Genomic DNA, 19,711 nt, shown 5'->3' with positions numbered 1-19,711 from the left:
AACTATGCGATGTCCGTTTTGTGGGGCGCAAGATACGCGGGTTCTCGATTCCAGATTGGCGCATGAAGGCGATCAGGTTCGCCGCCGACGCGAATGCAACGCCTGTAAGGAGCGCTTTACGACGCATGAAGTGGCCGAGTTAACATTGCCCCGAATTGTTAAACGCAACGGCATAAGCGAACCTTTCGAGGAAAATAAACTGCGTGCGGGCATGCTCAGGGCGCTGGAAAAGCGGCCGGTAGGCAGCGATGACATCGAAGCCGCGATCAATCGGATAAAAAAGGATTTGATGGCAAAGGGTGAGCGGGAAATACCGGCGCAGGAGTTGGGCGAGCAAGTCATGAAGGAACTCAGTTTGCTCGATCATGTCGCTTTTGTGCGCTTTGCCTCGGTTTATCGCAGTTTTCAGGATGTCAGTGAATTCACCGATATGATCGAACATTTGCAGAAGAAATAATGACGGCGCCGCACGATGCTTTCTATATGGCGCAAGCCATTTCCTTGGCGAAAAAAGGCCGCTATACGACCGATCCTAATCCCCGCGTAGGTTGTGTTTTAGTCAGGGACGATACGGTGATCGGGGCGGGCTGGCATGTTAAAGCGGGCCAAGGCCATGCGGAAATCGAAGCGTTAAAAAATGTGCCGGATGCCAAGGGCGCGACCGCCTATGTGACGCTGGAACCTTGCAGCCATCAGGGCAGGACGCCGCCGTGTTGCGATGCGTTGATAAAAGCCGGAATCGCTCGGGTTGTTGCGGCCATGCAGGACCCGAATCCGCAGGTATCGGGCAGCGGGCTGGAAAAGCTTAAAGCTGCGGGGATTGAAGTATCCTGCGGCGTGTTGCAGGAAGACGCGATGGCGTTGAATCGCGGTTTCATCAAGCGCATGACCCAAAATCGCCCGTTTGTGCGCAGCAAGCTGGCAATGAGTCTGGATGGACGCACCGCGATGGCGTCGGGCGAAAGCAAATGGATTACCGGGGCCGAGGCCAGAGCCGATGTGCATCGGCTAAGAGCGGAAAGTTCGGCGATCTTGACCGGCATCGGCACCGTGCTGGCTGACGATCCGGCGTTGAATGCGCGTGTCGATGTAGACGTCTTGCAACCGATCCGAGTCGTTTTGGACACTGAGCTAAACATGCCTGTTACCGCGCAGATGGTTAAGCTTCCGGGACGCAGCCTGATTTTGACCTGTGCAGAGGACCAACAAAAACAACAGACATTGCAGCAGGCGGGTTTTGAAGTCTATCGACTGCCGGGAAAAAACGGGCGGTTGGATTTACATGCGGTGATGGATTTTTTAGGCCGGCAGCAAATCAACGAGTTGCTTGTTGAGGCGGGTTTCGTGCTTAACGGCGCGTTGCTGGCTGAAGGCTTGGTCGATGAATATGTCATTTATATGGCCCCCTGTATTTTAGGCGACCAAGGGCGCGGATTGTTTAACCTGCCGGGTTTGCAGCAGATGGCCGACAAAGAGCAGTTGAAATTGCGCGATGTCAGGCAGATCGGACAGGATTTAAAATTAACTTATACACCATTGTAGGGGCAGCAATGTTTACAGGCATTATCTTGGCAGTGGGCAAAATATCGGTAATCGAGCAGAAAGCCGGCGATTGCAGATTGACCGTAGCGACCGGAAAATTACCGTTGCATGATGTCGCGCTGGGCGACAGTATTGCCGTCAACGGCGTGTGCCTGACCGCAGTGGAACTGGGCGCAGATTATTTTTGCGCGGATGTCTCCAATGAAACCCTGTCCAGAACCACATTAAATGCCGCGGCAGTCGGCACCCCGGTCAATCTGGAACTGGCCTTGACTCCGTCAACCCGGTTGGGCGGGCATATCGTCAGCGGCCATGTCGACGGCATCGGCGCAGTGACGGAAAAGCGGGCGGACGGGCGTTCTTTCCGCTTCAAATTTAAAGCGCCTGACAACTTGGCCAAATATATTGCCGAAAAAGGCTCTATCTGCATCAACGGCATCAGCCTGACTGTCAATGAAGTCGACGGCGCCGTGTTTAGCGTTAACATCGTGCCGCATACGCTCAAGGAGACGACGTTGGGTGACGCGGTGGTCGGAACCAAAGTCAACCTGGAAGTGGATTTGTTGGCTCGTTATCTGGAGCGGTTAATCAAGGGTGATGCGGCGGCCAGAAGCCACAGCGGCATCACGGAAGAATTATTGCAAAAAAGCGGTTTTTTAGGTTGAGCCCAAGGGTAAAATGAATACTATCGAAGAAATTATAGAAGATTTACGCTTAGGCAAAATGGTCATCATTATGGATGATGAAGACCGTGAAAACGAAGGCGATCTGGTTATGGCGGCTTCATTCACGCGCCCTGAAGATGTTAACTTTATGGCGCGTTACGGCCGCGGCCTGATTTGTTTGACCTTGACCGGCGAGCGTTGCCAGCAATTGCGTTTGCCGTTGATGGTCAATGAAAACAAAACGGCGCATTCCACCAATTTCACCGTGTCTATCGAGGCGGCAACCGGCGTAACCACCGGCATTTCAGCAGCCGACCGGGCGCGTACCATTCAATGCGCCGTGGCGGCGGACGCCAAGGCCGACGATCTGGTGCAGCCGGGGCATATCTTCCCGTTAATGGCGCAATCCGGCGGCGTATTAAATCGTGCCGGGCATACCGAAGCGGGTTGCGATTTAGCCAGATTGGCAGGCGTGGAACCGGCGGCGGTTATCGTTGAGATACTCAATGAAGACGGTTCGATGGCAAGGCGCCCTGATCTGGAGGTGTTCGCCAAGCAGCACGACCTTAAAATCGGCACGATCGCCGATTTGATCCATTACCGTATCCAGCACGAAAACACCCTGGAACGCATCAGCGAATGCGCTTATCCGACCGAATTCGGCGATTTCAGGTTGTATGCCTATCAGGACAGGAATGACAATAATCTGCACTTGGCGCTGGTCATGGGCCAGGTTTCCGGCGACGAACCGGTTCTAGTCCGGGTCCACGCACGGAATCTGCTGGATGACGTGTTTGCATCCAAACGCAGCGATTGCAGTATTTCATTGCGCGAGGCCATGCAGAAAATAGCCGGGGAAGGGCGCGGAGTGCTGGTGGTTATCAGGCAAAGTGAGGATAACAAGTCGCTGGCGGAACTGATACATCATTATCAGTTGGAAGATAACGGCATCGTTAACGCCGTCCAGGCTGCCGGAGCCGCGGATTGGCGCACCACCGGCACGGGCGCGAGAATTCTGGCCGACCTGGGTGTGCGCAAACTGAAAGTTTTAGGCATCCAGAAAAAGTATGTCGCGTTGTCAGGCTTTGATTTGGAAGTCGCCGAGCATGTGGGTTGAAGATATTGACTTTATAGGCTAAAAAAATAATACCACGAAGGGCACAACGTTTTTACCCTGGTTTTCTTCGTGCCCTTCGTGTCTTCGTGGTGAATCAATTAATTGTTACAACGCGATTCCAATAACATTACCAGTTAATCACACAGTAGAGAAACATCATGTCAACACTAAAAACCTTTGAAGGGAATTTGCTCGTTCAAGGCGGAAAATTCTGCATTGTAGCCTCCCGCTTTAACAGTTTCATCGTTGAACAACTGGAAGCCGGTGCGATCGATGCGCTGGTGCGTCACGGCGCCAACAAAGCGGATATTCATCTGGTCAAGGCTCCCGGTGCGTTTGAATTGCCGATGGTGGTGCAACGCGTGGCGGCGACTAAAAAATACGATGCGATCATCGCCGTAGGCGCAGTAATCCGGGGCGGTACGCCGCATTTCGAATATGTCGCCGGTGAATGCGTTAAGGGCTTGGCCCAGGTTTCCCTGCAATATGACGTACCGGTCAGTTTTGGCGTGTTAACCGTCGACAGTATTGAGCAGGCGATAGAGCGCGCAGGCACCAAAGCCGGTAATAAAGGCGCGGAAGCGGCCATGTCGGCCATTGAAATGGTCAATTTATTTAATAATCTGGAAAACTAATGAGTCAAGCTCGAACCAATGCCCGAAAAGCGGCTGTACAGGCATTGTATCAATGGCAGATGGCCGGTCAGAGTCTTAGCGAGATTGAACGGCAGTTCCTGGAAGAAGAGCGATTGAAAGACGCTCAGAAAAGTTATTTTGTCGAGTTGTTTTACGGTGTGCCTAAAAATCTGGAAGCTATTGATCAGGTGCTGTCGGAATTTGTAGACCGTCCTGTCGATACGATAGACCCGGTCGAAAGGGCGATTTTAAGAATCGGCGTGTACGAGTTGTTGCATCGACTGGATATGCCGTACCGGGTTGTGTTGAATGAAGGCATTAATCTGGCCAAACATTTTGGCGCCGACGGCAGCCACAAGTATGTCAACGGCATACTGGACAAAGTCGCGCAGCAAAAAAGGGCGATGGAAATAAAGGCGAAAGGCGCAAGGTGAGGGCGGAAAGGCCTATACTTTTAGCCTTTAGCCTTTAGCCTTTAGCCTTTAGCCTTTAGCCTTTAGCCTTTAGCCTTTAGCCTTTAGCCTAATCTCATGCCCCTTTCCGAGTTTTCCCTAATCCGGCGTTTTTTCACCCAGCAACGTATCGCCAATCCCTCAACGCTGTTGGGCATAGGCGACGATTGCGCGCTGTTGTCCATTCCAGACGGCTATGAGCTGGCCGTGACCACCGATACGATGGTCGAAAATGTGCATTTTTTTGCCGGAGCCGACCCCGAATTGCTGGGGCATAAACTGTTGGCCGTGAATTTGAGCGATCTTGCCGGCATGGGCGCAAAACCGATTTCCGTGACATTGGCATTAACCCTGCCTAAGGTTGATGAAAACTGGCTGACGGCTTTTGCCAAAGGTTTTTTAAATCTGGCCGAGCGCCATTCGGTGGATTTGATCGGTGGCGATACGACCTCAGGCCCGTTGACCTTGACCGTTCAGGCTATGGGGCTAGTTCCGAAAGGCAGGGCGCTGAGGCGTTCAGCGGCCCGGCCCGGTGACTTTATTTATATGACCGGCTTCTTAGGCGATGCAGGGCTAGGCTTGAAAATAAAACAGGGGTACCGCTGTGCCGATTCCGACGCCGCTTTAACCCGGTTTAACCGGCCTGATCCGCAAATCGAAGCGGGGCTGGCCTTAATCGGCGTTGCCAATGCCTGCATCGATTTATCGGACGGCTTGGCCGGTGATCTGAGCCATATTCTGGAGCAAAGCCAAGTCGGCGCGTGTATCGATTGGGAAGCGCTGCCGTTGTCAAAACCGGTGCTCAGCTACATAAACAATACCGGCGATTGGGCTATGCCGTTGACTGCCGGTGACGACTATGAATTGTGCTTTACCGTAAGCCCAGATCAGGCCGAGCAATTAACTATAGCGGCTAGCAAAATCGGCATCATTGAAGCCAAGCCGGGTTTGCGCTTGAACAAATCAGGCAATATCCAACCATTAGAGGTAAAAGGCTTTGAGCATTTTTCTTAACACCCGGCTGGGTAAAAACAAACTGACACCCCGGCAGATCCTGTCTGACCCGATCCTGTTTCTGGCCTTCGGCTTCGGCTCCGGTCTGGCAAAAAAAGCTCCGGGCACCTTGGGCACATTGGCCGCCGTTCCGGTTTACTGGCTGTTTGCGCAAACCAATCTGTTCGTTTACAGCCTGTTGACGCTGATCGTGACCGTTGCCGGGATATGGATTTGCGACATTGCCGCAAAAAAACTGGATGAACATGATTTTGGCGGCGTCGTTTGGGACGAGATTGCCGGTTACCTGATAACGATGTGGCTGGTTCCCTTCAGTTGGCAAGCGATGCTGCTGGGTTTTGTTCTGTTCAGGTTCTTCGACATACTCAAACCGTGGCCGATTAAGTGGATTGACCGGAAGGTTCACGGCGGTTTGGGCATTATGCTGGACGATGTGCTGGCGGGCGTGTTCGCGGGCGCTTTGTTGTTGGCAGCTTCAGACTATTTTTGAGTCGGCATTTGTACTTTTCTGGATTAACGCGGCCCAGTCATTAATTCCGCTTAAAAACCATCAACGTAATATCATCGTTAAAGGATTCGCTGCCGCAAAATTGCTTTAGCTGTTCCAGCAGCGCGTCAATGATGGTCTGCGGCGTTTCCTGCCCATGTTCGGCGAGAATGTCGTTGACGCGTTTTAGGCCGAAAAACTCGCCATCAGCGTTTTCCGCTTCGGTTAAGCCGTCGGTATACAGCAGAATTAAGTCGCCTTCAGACAGCGTGGTGATTTTTTCTTCAAAGACCACATTTTTGTATACGCCCAATATTAACCCATCGGCATCGAGTTGCCTGCATTCGGATTGAAAAGAACTGAGCAGTAAAGGGGGCGGGTGGCCCGCATTGGCGAAACTCAATTGATGGTTGGAGAGGTCGTATTGCAAATAAAACAGCGTGATAAAGTAGTCGGACTTGTCCAAATCCTCAAACAGAAAATTGTTCAGTATGTTTAGGGTTTTTGCGGGCGTTCCCAGGCCGCCGGCCTGGGTTCGAATGGCGCTGCGGGTTTCGACCATAAACAGCGCGGGACCGATCGAATGGCCGGAAACATCGGCAATAATCATGTCCAGATGGTTTTCATCGCGGTAAAAATAATCGAAATAATCGCCGCCGACTTGGTCGGCGGGCAAGCAATAGCCGGTGACTTCAAAATGATTGGATTTGATCGGCGCCGACGGCGACAGGGATGCCTGGATGCGTTGGGCAATCTTGATTTCGCTTTGGGCAATGGCCAGATTGATTTGCGCTTGGCGGATTGCCGCTTCCGTCGCTTTTCGCGTGGTAATGTCTACGATGGTGCTCAGCACCAATGTTTCTTCTTTGCTGTCGATCAGGCTGAGGCCTATTTCAACCGGAAATTCGGTGCCGTCTTTGCGTAGCCCGTAGAGTTCCTGGCCCACGCCCATAGGCCGGGATACCGGGGCGGCGAGGTAGGCTTGGCGAAAACCGGTATGAGCTTCGCGAAAGCGCTCCGGCACTAATATTTCAACCGGTTGCCCCACTAATTCAGTGCGTGAATAACCGAAAGACGTCTCTGTTTGCGAATTGACCATCTCGATCGTTCCGGTCTTGTTGACCATGACAATCGCATTGGGCGCCGATTCCACCGCTTGTTGAAATCGATGCTCCAGGCGTTTACGTTCGGTTATGTCATGGATAAAACCGCTGAATATATAAGTGTTGCCCTGTTTTAACGGGGAAAAGTTTAGTTCAACCGGAAATTCAGTGCCGTCGCGGCGAATGGCGGTTTGCTCGATTAACCGGTTTATGAATGGGCCAAAACCGGTACGAAGGAAATGCCCCAACGCCCGACGATGCGCATCACGTTGTGCGGGGGGGATAATTAACTGGTCAAGGCGTTGGCCGATAGCTTCTTCTTTGGACCAACCGAATATTTTCTCGGCCGGGCGATTCCAATCGATAACAATGCCGTAAGCATCCATAATCACGATCGCGCTCAACGAGCTGTCGATAATGAGCCGGATGCGTTTTTCGCTTTCGATAAGCGCATCCTGGAAATGCATTCTGGCGGTAATGTCACGGTCAACGCCCCGCCATTTAAGCAGTTTCCCTTCGCCGTCGATAATCGGCAATCCGGTCGATTCGGTCAGTATCTGGCGGCCGTCTTTATGCCGGTAGTGGGACAATAATGCATAAAAAGGCCGGCGGCTGGTCACATATCGCTGTTGGTCTGCTTTATCCTGCGGGGCTAAAAACTCGGTATAGTGTTTGCCGAGTACTTCCTCCTGACGATAGCCGAGTATTTGAGTAACCGCGGTGCTGCTGTAGCTATAGTAGCCGTCAGGATCCTGCTCCCATAACCATTCGCCGGTCATTTCGGCCATTTGCCGAAAACGTTCTTCGCTTTCGGCCAGCGCGGATTTAGTGCTCAAGTCTTCAGCGGAGTCGGTGGGCTTGTCCTGAATCAGCAAAACAATGTCGGTTTTATAGGCTGTCCGAGGGGATAACAGACCAAGGGATATGAATGCCCGGATTTTGCGCTTGGTCTTGGTGAGTATGTCGCAGGCAAAGCTTGCCGCTCCCGGCTCGCGCTCTTTACCAGCGATTACATCGGCAAGGGCCGCCCGCCAGAGCACCTTGTCGTGTTCGGCGGCGTAGATCAGGTCGACAGGGCTGCCGATCAGTTCTTGCTCGGTATAACCTAAAAATGCGGCAGCGGAGGAGGTAAGCAGTTTAATACGCGGTACGGCCTCATCTGGAGGAGCCAGCTCTATGACAATGATATGGGATGCGGCCTGATGCATGTCTGTCAACTTGTCGGAAGTGTTTTTACGTGCAACGCGCTAAAGGTCGAACAGCGCGATAAAGTTCCGCGTAGAGTATGACTCAATCTTCAGTATTTGAACACAATATTGGCATGGATGCGGTTGTCTCCCGCTTTGGTAGTCCCCGCTTCGGCAGTGTCCAGCGCATTGGCAAAGGCAATATTGCCTAGAAAATACTCCTGCCATTGAAAGCGCGCGCCGATCCCTGTGCCGCTCAGGTTCCAGTCTTTGACTTGCCCCGGTGTAGCGCTTTGCAAACGGCCATGACCGTAGTCATAAAAGACAAATAAATTGGTTTTTTGCCCTTCGACTAGGCTCAGGGCGGGCCAAGCGGGCGTAGTGACTTCGAATTTTACAATTTCACCGCTGTCTGCCCCGGTTTCGCGCTGCTCATAGCCTCTGACATCAAAACTGCCGCCAATGCCGAGCTGTTCCCCGGCGATCAGCGGATTGTTGCTTTGCTGGCCGGTAAGGCTGGTTTGTATCAGCCAATTTTCAACATTGACCGAAAAACTGCCGCCGTAACGCAGCAAGTCCCAGTTTTGCTTGGTGTTAAGGCGGGACGCTTGGTAATGCGCGTCAGTATTGTGGCCGCCGAAGTCGGTATTGCCCACCCACTGCACATAATAGCCGGTGTGAGCGTTTTGCCAGGGATATTCGCCTTTATAAAGCACGCTGAACGGTACACTGCGGACATTGGCGCCGATTTGGCTGCTTTGAAATTGAACATCGTTGATGAAATAGCGGTTATCGATGCCCAAATCCAGGCTATGCTCGTATTTGCCCAGTTTGGGTAAAAACTGCTGATAATGGATGCCGTACATTTCACCGGCCCCAGTCACCGTTAAATCGGTCGCCACGGTGCCGACATTAACCGATGAACTGGCATAGTAGGCGCTCAACCAGCCTTTGAGCCGGTAGACCGGCAGGCTGTAGCTGAAGCCGTATTGCTTTACGGAATCCGCATGATCGGGAGAAGTCGAGTAGCTGCCGTTGACGATATGATCCAGGCCCCACAAGTTGCTGTACTGCAATGCGCCAGTCAACCGGTAAGCGCCCGAACTGGGCGTGCCGTAATTAGTGGCTATCAAGGACGCCTGATAAGGGCGGCGTTCCGAGACTGCAATATTGGCGTTCAGTTTATCCGGCATTTGGCTGGGTTTGAAGATGACCTGCACCTGTTTCGACGGATGCTTATTAGCCACTTTAAGCGCTTCGGATAAGGCCTGGGTATTGGGCGATTCGGTGTTGCTAAGAACCGGTAAACTGGCAATGACGTTGTTGCGGGTAAAGTGTTCATTGCCGGTCACTTCAATTTCGCCCAAGGTAAAGGAAATGACTTGCAGTTTGACATCGCCGCTGGCCAGCGTTTGCGGCGGCACTACCACCCGGTAAAACGGGTATCCCTGTTCGCGGATAACCTGTTCAAGCGCCTTGCTGACGTCTTGAAGTTCTTTAAGCGTGTAGGGCTTGTTTTGCAGCGGTTTAAAGTAGTCGTCGATAAACGTTTGGGACAGCGGCGATAAACCCTCAACCGAAAAATGCTCAATGTTAAATCTGAATTCCTGCGGTGCTGCGGCCAGACAAAACGCTTGCGGGATCAGGTATAAACCGGCGGCGATTAGAGTCGATCCGATGGATCGGGCGGTAAACCAATGAATTTTCTTATTCATCTCTAACGCTCTTTATGTTTTTTAGTGTGTGTGGTGATGTATTGTTTTTTCATGATTTTTTGGGGTGCCGAAGCATTTTCAGCATTATTCGCGCAGAAAGGTTATCAATGCAACGCGCTTTTACACTGCTACATTAACAACCTTCGAGTGAATTACCTGGATCGTTGTCAAATACTCCCGAATTACCGGATGAAGTATTGCCGGAGGAGGCTTCATCGGACTGAAACGTCGTTGTTTGTCCATCCTGATTTGTGGAGCCGGTTTCACCTTCTTTTACCGTGGCTTTTCCGCCGTTGTTATTCTCGACGGCGGTGTTTCCCCGAGTGGACTTAACCGATGTATCGCCTTCGCTGGGAGTTTTTGACTCGAATACTTTTTTGGGGTCGGATTTATTGGTATCCGGCCTGGGTGCGGGCGGTTGCGGGGCATTTTGCGGAGTGGGATATATCCGTGGAATTTGATCCGAACCGGTCGTGGTGCTGCTGCTTCCTTCCGGCACATCGAATTCTCCTGCTTCGTTCTGCAAAAACGATGTTCCTTGCCAGGTAGAATGATTAAGGGATGATCCGTCTGTATAGGAGTCCGTACCTGTGCCTCTGATGCCGATTGTTGCAACCGGCGTATCCAACGCAAAGGCGCTATGATCGTTCTTGCCGATGCTGCCAGTCAAGGCACGCAATCCGCCGGTTGTCAAACGCAATAAAATCCGGTCTTTTTTTCCGCTAACTTTGTAGTCATATTGTTTAATATCCATGTCGCTGTCGGCCTGTAACGTGATTTTCTCACCATCAGGAAATACCAACAGCGCGTAACTGTCCTTTTCGCTGTGAATGGAATCGGAGTTATACAGGGGGGCGCCTAATGACAGGGGGCGCTCTTTTGCGTCTTTTTCGGCGCGGTTTATCGCGCTGACTTCGCCTTTAATATCGACTACACGAGCGGCTACGCTTTGTTCGGTCCGGGTCCCGGCTGCTTGCTTCGCTTTTTCCGCGCACTCTTTGTCGCAAATATTTACCGTATATTCAGCTTTTTCGGTTGTGGGTTTAACGGTGGATGTCGGGGTTTTTATCTGGAAACTTTCGGGATTAGCTTTGGCTATGTCGCCGGTGCTGGTGTTGACTCCGCCTTGATGCAATACCAACTGAGCGGCTTTGTTGGCCGATTGGCTGTCGTAATGATCAATACTGAAGTTGCTGTTTGGCCGCACGGTAACTTTGGCGCCGTCGATAAACTCGACAATCACAAAACTGCGCTCGGTCGTTTGGATGTTGTCTCCCTGAAAAATCTCCGTGTCTTTACCGAGGATACGGGGTGCGGCGCCAGGTTGTTGCGCTGCGTTGCTACCTTTGACAAAACTGATGTGACCGACGACTTGAGGCTCCGCATAAGCGGGTAGGGTGAGAATTAATAAGCATAACCATAAACCATAACCCGCCAGAGACAGCGGTTGTCGTGGTTTACTCCAATTAAGGAGTGTAGCGCGGGAGGACTGTCCTTGGCCTCGCCGAAAAACCCCGGCGAAACCAAGGGTGCGCCATCCGGGTTCCGCTACAGCGCTTCCTGCAGTTGATTGAGCCGGTATGGGCGTTTTATTGAAAGAGGATAAATGGGCGGTCATTTAGTGCACTGCTTATTGGTGGTTGTTTTGCTTGGGTCGGAGGATTCACCAGTGCCGCCTTGTGGGTTGTTACCCGGTTGATCGCCTGACTGTTGTCCCGATTGAGTTGATGGCGCCACCACAACCGATATGATTTGTTCCAGGGAGTTTGTTGTGACTTCTTGCACCGATTGCGGCAAGGAGTCCAGGGTGACAGGATTGTTAGTCTGATCGTCTTCATCGTTATCATTATCTGTTTGGGTCGAAGCAGCGTCCGTATTGCTTTCGCCAGCGTTGCTGCTGCTACTACTGCTGCTGTTACTGCTGCTGTTGCTGCTGCTGTTGCTGCTGTTGCTGCTGTTGCTGCTGCTGCTGTTGCTGCTGCTGTTGCTGTTGCTGCTGTTGTTGTTGTTGCTGTTGCTGTTGTTGCTGTTGCTGCTGCTGTTGTTGTTGTTGTTGCTGCTGCTGTTGTTGTTGTTGCTGTTATTACTGTTGTTACTGTTACTACTGGTATTAGTACCGGTAAAAAATCCGCTATATGCAGCGCTATTAGTTCCGGCAAGCGAACCGCCTGTCAGGGTAATCTGACCTGAAGAGCCGACAGTAAGCGGGGCGTTAACGGTCAGGACGGAAGCGCTGCCGGCGGCAAGGTTGATATTGCCGGATGATGAAGTAATTCCGCTGCCGCCAGACACTGTGATCGGCGATGATGCGGTGATTGCAATATTACCGCGGGCGCTGATTGGCCCAAGACTTATTCCTGTCGTGCCAAAATCCCGGAGATTAATATAACCGGTAGATGCGCTCAGGTTGCCGATTTGGGAGACCTGGGTATGCAACCCGCCTACGCCGTAGATATTGATGAATGCGCTGATATCGAGCGAGCCGGCAATAATATCCGGGCTTGTGCCTGAGCCGTAGACCGAACCGGTAGTGGCCGTCAGATTAACGTTGCCGGTGCCTGCATTGATCTGTCCGGGTATCGACACGTCGCCTGTGGCGGCAGTCAGCGAAACAGCGCCATTGTTGGTGGTGATTCCGCTAACGCCGTCTACAGTGGTGACGGAAATCGGGTTACTCGATTTATATGAAAAAGAACCGCCTGAAGTCGAACCGGAAATGACGCCAACCGGGTTGGCTTCGGTCAATGTGACTGAAGATCCTGATAAACTGAGTCCGGGGATGGCGGCTATTGTTGCACCGGAAGCCTGGGTGATGGCGCCGCCGGAAGTCAAGTTCAGCCGGTTGGAAATATTCTTCAGCGCGTCCGTTGATAAGGTGTTTCCCAATGCCGACTTGACGGTAATGGCGCCGCTGTTTGCATCGCCTATGCGCAGGATCGGTGTGGTGATGGTGTTTAACTCGGCACTGCTCAGTTCAAGCGTAGTCAATGCGTCGCCGGTGGTAATAGCGCCAAGATCGATGGCGTTAGTGCTTAATAAACTGACAGCTGTGCTGCCATTGATGGTGCCGCCCAGAGCCATCTTTCCGGCCTTGAAAGTCACATTGGCGGCGCTTAAGGCGGCGTTATTGGTGATCATGCCGGACGATGTCGTCGTCGGAGTGGCAATATTGGCGTTCCATCCGGCGCCCAATGTGATATTACCGGAAGTGCTCAGATTATTGCTCAGCGTAATATTCCCCTTGGCCCACCATTCGGTATTGCCGGTGTAGGTTGCCGTTGGGATGATGAACCAGTTTGTATTGGTTGTTCCATTCGCGAAAAACTTAGTATTGGCGAAGGTATTGCTGCCGGAAAATACCAATGTGCCTTTTTCCTCCCGTAATAGAGTAAGACTGCTGGTACTGACATTATTGAAAGTCACTGTCGGTGAGTAGCTTGAAACTGCGTAGCCAATCTGCAGGCGTCCCGGTCCATTGATGGATGCGCCGTTAAACTTGTAATAGCCTGCGTGGGTTTCAGGTATCCATAGCGTTTTGCCGCTGTCGATATTGATAGTACCCGCAGCGACATCAAGATGCTGCATGGATAAGCCGTTGTGCAGATTGAGTATCCCGCCTGCGGCTTGCGAGAACCTGGCTTCCCAAGAGGTGCTCTGATTAACGTTGACGGTACCGGCATTGTTGATATTACCGTCTTGGGTACTCGAATTACTGAGAAATGACCAAGTCCCGGTCGAGCCGATGTTCAGCACGCCTCCGGAAAGGTTTTCGAAGGTCGATGCCGAGGACAGATAGGGACGGATAACTGACTTGCCCAGCATATTGAGGGTTCCGCTGTTTTCCCAGGTCTTCCCGCCGCTTAATTGAGCTTCCAAATTAGCTCCCTGGCCATTCAGGTTCAGGGTTGCTCCATTCTCTACCATGACCTTGCCGGCGCCGGGATTGAACACGACGGTAAGACCGTCTGTGCCGGTTGTTGAAGTGGTTTCGAAAGTTGTATTGCCGGAAGAGAGAAACTTAATGTTGTTGAAAGCATTAAAAGTCAATGTGGTCGAAAACGTATCGGATGAATTCTTGCTTATTACGATCGAACCATAAGAGCCGTCAAAGAAAATCTCGCCGCTTCCGGCCGAGCCTCCGCTTGATGTAGTCAACGAAACGCTGGTATAGCCGCCAAGAGCCTGATTAATTGTGTAATCGGATATTATAGAGTTTATCGAATCCGAGGGCGGAGCAAATGGATTGGCTGCACTCATGTTCACGTCTGACGAAGTGCCGGTGGCATGAATAATTCTAATGTTATTGGGATCAAGCAGCCAAGAACCTGAGCGGCCATTCGCAGCCGAAGCGTTGATCCGAACGCCCTCGACATCGAGGTATTGGCGCCCGGATGTTTCGATAAAACCGCCGTTGCCGGATTGCATGCCGCCTTGAGCGCTGATCGAACCGAAGGCCCGTGTTATATCATCCGCCCAGACGATGACTTTGCCGCCATCGCCATTGGTTTTGGCGTCGGCTTTAATAACGGTATCTTTGCCGGCATAAGTCGCTTTGGCATTGTGTATGGCGGGGTTTTTGCCTTGATAATCACCGCCTATTAAAACCCGTCCGCCGCCGTTTTCGCCGCTTGCGTCAATACGCGCTTGGCCGAGTACGCCGACCCGCTCGCCGAGCAGTTCTATGTTGCCGCCTTTGCCTGTCGTAAGCGAAGTCGAATCGCCGGTTTGGCCGGCCTTGGCTTCTATGACGCCTTGTGCCAGGGTGGCGCCGTCCTGGCTGTCTATATGGATGTTTCCTGCATTGCCCTGACTGTTATTAGCCGATATTTTGCTGCCGGCCGCTAACGTTATATCCTGCGCCGCAACCAGCCGGATATTGCCTTGCGCGTCAACCTCGACGCTGTCGGCATTGATCTCGCCGCTGTGTTTGATCGTGCCTGCAAACACGTTGATTGCGCCGCCTTCGGTTAACAGCTTGCCGAGGTTAACGGCGCTGTCGGCGGGCGCCTGGATTTGAAAACGAATATCAGGGTCATCCAGGTTGGTAATGGTCAGTTCATGTCCGGCTGCCAGGGTAATGGAGCCTCCATCGCTCTTGATAATGCCGTTGTTCTCAATTTGCGGGGCTATAAGGATAACATTGCCGTCCTTTCCGGCCCGGATAATGCCTTCGTTGACTATCTTGCCAGCGTCGGACCCCGCCATAAAATGGTAGTTGCCGCTAAGAAAGTCCTGATCGCTCAGGTTGAGGCTGGATGCAATCAGGCCTTGGGTATCGATCGTAGCGCCTGCGCCGAACACGATGCCGTTGGGGTTTATTAGGAAGACTTTACCGTTGGAGGTCAATTGTCCCAGAATTTCACTGGGGTTCTGGCCTATGATGCGGTTGAGTACTGCACTTTGGCCGTTTTGTTGAATAAATTGAGTGAGTTCGTTTTGGCCGATGTTGAAATTTTGCCATTGGATAATCGCATTCGGGCTGTTGGTGATCGTGGTCACACCCGGCGTAGCGGCGTCAATGCTGACTTGTCCGCTGACGACTTGCGCCCCCTCAGGATTGGCATAAGAAAAAGCAGGGTAGAGTGCCGCTAAAAGAGCCAGCTTAAGCGCGCGGCGCAGAGACAGGTTTGCGTCAAACAATGACTGCTGATCCGTCGGCTGTTTTTTACGGTTGTTTTTCATCGGCCCGCTTCCACGTTAATAGTTTGTTTAGTATAACATTTAGATAAGTAGTTATACCTATTCCTTCCATGAACGTGATAAAAAATGTGAGTTAATTCTTACAAAATTATTTGCTGGTATGGGTAAACGCACCATCCCAGTCGGTTCCGGGCGGCGATTCAAGGTAGTAGGCTATCCGTTTAAGATAAATGGAATATAATCTGTCATCTGGGTGTTGCCTGGCCAATTGCTCGAAAATGATTTGCGCGCTGGCCCATTGTTGTTGCCGGTAGCCATGCAGGCCTTGATTCAATAAGTCGAGAATCCGCATTTGTTCGGAACTGACGTCTTCCATTGCCCCCAAGGGTTCGTAAATAGTAATGGGTTTGTTTTTGCCTTTGACGCGGACTTTATCGAGTTCCCGGTAAACGAATTCAGGGGCGGCCTGAAGAGTGCTTTCGCTGACAATCATTTTTACGCCGTACTGTTTGGTAAGCCCTTCGAGGCGCGAACCCAAATTGACCGCATCGCCCATCACCGTGTAAGCCATGCGGAATTGCGATCCCATATTGCCGACGCTCATTTTTCCGGTATTAAGGCCTATGCCGATGTCAATTTCAGGCCAGCCTTTGGCTTTAAATTCCTGCTGAATTGAAGTTAAGGTTTGCAAGATTGTCAGGCCCGCTTTTACAGCGTAGGCGGCATGTTGAGGGTTGTGCATCGGCGCTCCCCAAAAAGCCATGATCGCGTCGCCGATATATTTGTCGATAGTGCCTTTGGATTCGTGTATGACGCTGGTTACCGGGGTCAAAATGCCGTTGATCAGTTCGCATAGTTCCTGCGGCTCCATGCCTTCGGAAATGGTGGTAAAGCCCCGGACATCGGAAAATAACACGGTCATTTCCCGGCTTTCGCCTTTCAAAGAAAACTCTTCATCCGATTGGCTCATTTGTTCGACCAATTCGGGCGGAATATATTGGCCGAACATATTGCCCATTTGTTTTTTCTTACGGCTTTCGAAGAAAAAACCGAAAAACAGCTGGATACCGTACAGGGCGATCAATAAGGTAATGGGGGTCGCCAACAAGGTATCGATGTTCCAGATTGCCCAACAGTAAAAATTGAACGCTATTCCAGAGACAAGCAATATGCCGAAGACAACAGCGGATAACAACGCGGGTAAACGCGGAAATACAAAGATTGCGGCCAAGCAGATTAACAGCAATTCGGCCAATTCAGCCGCAAGGATGTAGTTGGGTCTGGATTTGATGGCTTGGTCGAGTAAGCCGCTGAGAATGTTGGCATGCACTTCGACCCCCGCGTAGATGTTTTGTACCGGCGTTACCCGCAAATCGAGTAAACCCGCCGCCGAGGTGCCGACAATAACAATTTTGTCTTTTAATTTCTCCACATCGGCTACGCCATTAAGTACATCGGTTGCCGAAATATAAGTAAAGCTTCCTTGCCGTCCCCGGTAAGGTACTAAAAGGGCGCCGCTCTCGTCAACGGGGATGTGGAAGTTCTCAATCTCCAGGGCTTCCAGACGGCTATCGTAGTTATTTTTGCCATAGTGTTCGCCGGTAACGAATTTAATTTCCGGCATGCCCAGCAAGGTTCTGAACAATGCCAGCGACAATGCTTCATACAGCCGGTTGTTATAATTCATTAGCAGCGGCAGTCTTCGGTAAACACCATCCTCGTCAACATTGGGATTGTTAAAAAAACCGCCGGACATTGCCGCCGTTTGCAGTTTTGCCAGATTGGCGGCATAACTTTTTCCTTTGAACAGCAAAGAGCTGAACGGCAATCCGTCCGCCGCAGCCAAAGGTCTTGGCAGTATGCCTATCTCGGGGGTCTTTTCGGTGATATGACTGGTGAAATACCCCAGAACAACAGGCCGGGTTTCAAGGCTTTTGGCAAACATGTCATCGTAAGACAATTGCGGGCGCACCGTTTCCAATGCCAATAGAAAATCGGCATCTTTTTGTAGCGGGCCGGAGGCCAGTTTTTCCAGTAGCTCCACGCCGCCGCTGGTATCCGGCTCGGAAAAAACCACGTCAAAGCCTAGCAGTTTAATGTTGTAATAATCGAACAACATATCGACCAAATAGGCCAGCTTATCTCTACGCCAAGGCCAACGTCCCTCTTTGGCGAGGCTTTCCTCGTCAATGTCGATAATGACAATGCGGGGGTCTACGGTGTTGACAACGGTGGTTCGCAAGCGCAAGTCATATAAAATGTTTTCCATGCGTTGCAGGGTTGGAATATGCAGCCAATGCGCAGTGTGCGCGATGAATAACAGCGTGACCAGGGTACATGCCAAAAAGCGGTAAGATTTAAGCCATTTATTAGTGAATTTCATCAGAAGCCGGGGGCGCTGCGGCCTTTATTGATCTTGAAGATTTGGAAAAGGGTGCGTGATGCGCACCTTGCAAGATTGTTTATTAATCGATGTCGATTTGGAAGTCATCCAGAAATTTTTCAGCATATTTTTTGTAGATTTTCTGTTCAATAAAGGCATCGTACAGATCGGGATCAATGTGCTGCTCTTCTTTCATTTTCTTCAATATGGATAAGGCTTCGGAAAGCTTTTTTCCTGCTTTATAAGGCCGGTCTTTTGCCGTCAACGCCTCGAAGACATCCGCTATGGCCATTGCCCGCGCCTGAATCGACATTTCTTCCCGGTTCAGCCCTTTGGGATAGCCTTTGCCGTCCATGCGCTCATGATGACCGCCCGCAATTTCAACGACGTTTTGCAGATGCTTGGGGAATTTAATGGCTTCCAGCATCGAAATGGTGACGTTGATATGATTGTTGATGATATGTCGTTCTTCCGAGGTCAAGGTGCCTCTGAATATGCTCAAATTGTAAACCTCTTCATCGCTTAATAACGGCGCATCGGCATTGTTCAACGACCATCTAAGCTTTTGTAACGACTGAAGACGGGCAATGTCGCCATCCGACATCGCTTCTCCGCCGGTATTGCAGCGGCGGATAAACGCCAAATCGTCGTTTAGTTGGCTGATACCTGCCTGGAAGTTTTGTTCCAATTCCGGCGACGGGGCTTTATTGACCTGCTGATCAGCAAGCTGCTGTTTGAGATAGGCAATTTCCTGATCGCGTTTTAACACTTCAAAACGCGTTTCCAGCAAATGGATACGGTCAAAAATGGTTTCCAGCTTTGTCGCCTTGTCAATGACATGCTCGGGCGTGATGATTTTGCCGCAGTCGTGCAGCCAACTCGCGATGGTGAGTTCGTAACGGTCGGCTTCGCTAAGCTTGAAATCCTGTAAATAGCCATAGTCAGTATCATGCGCCGCCTCAGTCAGCATTGAAGTCAACTCGGGAACGCGGCGGCAATGCCCGCCCGTGTAGGGCGATTTCTCGTCAACGGCCGTCGCTATTAATTTGACCAGTGATTCGAACATGTTTTCCAGCTCGGTAATGAGCTGCTGCTTGGTTAAAACGGTGGCGGCTTGCGAAGCCAATGCTTCGGCAAAGCGTTGTGAGACTGAGTCGAACTTGATAATCTCTTTGGTTACAGGATCAAGGGCGTTAATCAGTTGCAGGATGCCGATGATCTCGCCTTGGTGATTCGTCAGCGGGATGGAAAGGAAAGATTTGGAACGGTAATTATTTTGCTTGTCGAATGCTTTGGTGCCGGTAAAATCGAAATTTACCGCGTCGTAGGCGTCTTCGATATTGATGGTTTTGTTGTTGTGGTACGAATAACAAACGACGTTCTTAAGATTAGGCTCCCCATTTTCTCCGTACAGAGGGATATTGGGAATGTTAATCGCATTGCCTTCGCCCCCCAAGCAAATACCCAGGCTGTCGGAGCGGATGATTTCTATTTTAATGGTATCGCCGTCAACCCGGTATATCGTTCCGCCATCCGAATGGGTAATGGATTTTGCCCCTACCAGGATTTTTTCCAGTAACTGCATCGTATCTTTTTCGGAGGAAAGCGCAATACCGATGTCGGTTAACTTTTCAACCTGTTCTATGATTTTTTGCATGGCGGAGGAAAATTCATTGCCGACACCGTTATCCATAGCGGTAGGGTTTTCAACCGGGTCGATGATGTTTTGTGTAGTCATGTGTGGTGCAGGGGTATTTTGAAAGTATTTTTG

General features: G+C 51.2%; 14 protein-coding genes. 8 read left to right on the top strand and 6 right to left on the bottom strand.

The window, feature by feature from the left end; all coding sequences use genetic code 11:
• The first annotated feature begins 4 nt into the window (after positions 1 to 4).
• From nrdR to B0F88_RS07955, 8 genes are all read left to right on the top strand, one after another.
• Complete coding sequence (nrdR, locus tag B0F88_RS07990) at positions 5 to 457, top strand: transcriptional regulator NrdR (RefSeq protein WP_104423419.1); 453 nt, start codon at positions 5 to 7, stop codon at positions 455 to 457.
• A complete protein-coding gene (gene ribD, locus B0F88_RS07985; RefSeq protein ID WP_104423418.1) occupies positions 457 to 1,542 on the top strand; it encodes a bifunctional diaminohydroxyphosphoribosylaminopyrimidine deaminase/5-amino-6-(5-phosphoribosylamino)uracil reductase RibD in 1,086 nt (361 codons plus the stop codon). The genes nrdR and ribD overlap by 1 nt, the downstream gene beginning before the upstream one ends.
• Positions 1,543 to 1,550: 8 nt before the next feature.
• On the top strand, positions 1,551 to 2,207 hold the full coding sequence (locus B0F88_RS07980; protein WP_104423417.1) for a riboflavin synthase: 657 nt from the start codon (positions 1,551 to 1,553) through the stop codon (positions 2,205 to 2,207).
• 13 nt (positions 2,208 to 2,220) lie between these two features.
• Positions 2,221 to 3,324: a bifunctional 3,4-dihydroxy-2-butanone-4-phosphate synthase/GTP cyclohydrolase II gene (gene ribBA / locus B0F88_RS07975; RefSeq protein ID WP_104423416.1), complete on the top strand. Its 1,104-nt coding sequence runs from the start codon at positions 2,221 to 2,223 to the stop codon at positions 3,322 to 3,324.
• Positions 3,325 to 3,482: 158 nt separating this feature from the next.
• Complete coding sequence (gene ribH / locus B0F88_RS07970) at positions 3,483 to 3,959, top strand: 6,7-dimethyl-8-ribityllumazine synthase (RefSeq protein WP_104423415.1); 477 nt, start codon at positions 3,483 to 3,485, stop codon at positions 3,957 to 3,959.
• A complete protein-coding gene (nusB, locus tag B0F88_RS07965) occupies positions 3,959 to 4,393 on the top strand; it encodes a transcription antitermination factor NusB (protein ID WP_104423414.1) in 435 nt (144 codons plus the stop codon). The genes ribH and nusB overlap by 1 nt, the downstream gene beginning before the upstream one ends.
• A 96-nt stretch (positions 4,394 to 4,489) precedes the next feature.
• The gene (gene thiL / locus B0F88_RS07960; protein ID WP_104423413.1) at positions 4,490 to 5,425 is read left to right on the top strand and encodes a thiamine-phosphate kinase; all 936 of its coding nucleotides are present in this window, start codon (positions 4,490 to 4,492) and stop codon (positions 5,423 to 5,425) included.
• The gene (locus B0F88_RS07955; RefSeq protein ID WP_104423412.1) at positions 5,409 to 5,915 is read left to right on the top strand and encodes a phosphatidylglycerophosphatase A family protein; all 507 of its coding nucleotides are present in this window, start codon (positions 5,409 to 5,411) and stop codon (positions 5,913 to 5,915) included. Before thiL ends, B0F88_RS07955 begins: the two co-directional genes overlap by 17 nt.
• A gap of 40 nt (positions 5,916 to 5,955) precedes the next feature.
• On the opposite strand, the gene B0F88_RS07950 is transcribed toward B0F88_RS07955, so the two are convergent.
• The 6 genes from B0F88_RS07950 to B0F88_RS07925 all read right to left on the bottom strand — a co-directional run bounded on the left by B0F88_RS07950 (position 5,956) and on the right by B0F88_RS07925 (position 19,678).
• A complete protein-coding gene (locus B0F88_RS07950; RefSeq protein WP_104423411.1) occupies positions 5,956 to 8,223 on the bottom strand; it encodes a PAS domain S-box protein in 2,268 nt (755 codons plus the stop codon).
• Between the two features lie 89 nt (positions 8,224 to 8,312).
• Complete coding sequence (locus tag B0F88_RS07945; RefSeq protein ID WP_104423410.1) at positions 8,313 to 9,917, bottom strand: ShlB/FhaC/HecB family hemolysin secretion/activation protein; 1,605 nt, start codon at positions 9,915 to 9,917, stop codon at positions 8,313 to 8,315.
• Positions 9,918 to 10,050: 133 nt separating this feature from the next.
• Positions 10,051 to 11,535 carry a FecR family protein gene (locus tag B0F88_RS07940; protein ID WP_104423409.1) on the bottom strand — a complete coding sequence of 495 codons (1,485 nt, stop codon included), beginning with the start codon at positions 11,533 to 11,535 and terminating at the stop codon, positions 10,051 to 10,053.
• A complete protein-coding gene (locus B0F88_RS07935) occupies positions 11,532 to 15,599 on the bottom strand; it encodes a beta strand repeat-containing protein (RefSeq protein WP_104423408.1) in 4,068 nt (1,355 codons plus the stop codon). Before B0F88_RS07935 ends, B0F88_RS07940 begins: the two co-directional genes overlap by 4 nt.
• 106 nt (positions 15,600 to 15,705) lie before the next feature.
• Complete coding sequence (locus B0F88_RS07930; protein WP_104423407.1) at positions 15,706 to 17,940, bottom strand: CHASE2 domain-containing protein; 2,235 nt, start codon at positions 17,938 to 17,940, stop codon at positions 15,706 to 15,708.
• A gap of 82 nt (positions 17,941 to 18,022) precedes the next feature.
• Entirely contained in the window at positions 18,023 to 19,678 is a 1,656-nt protein-coding gene (locus B0F88_RS07925) for an HD family phosphohydrolase (protein ID WP_104423406.1), read from the bottom strand.
• Between the last annotated feature and the right edge of the window lie 33 nt (positions 19,679 to 19,711).

Source organism: Methylobacter tundripaludum, assembly GCF_002934365.1.
GTDB classification, from domain to species: domain Bacteria; phylum Pseudomonadota; class Gammaproteobacteria; order Methylococcales; family Methylomonadaceae; genus Methylobacter_A; species Methylobacter_A tundripaludum_A.
The sequence above is the reverse complement of the archived record's forward strand: the minus strand, read 5'-3'. Positions and strand labels throughout refer to the sequence as shown.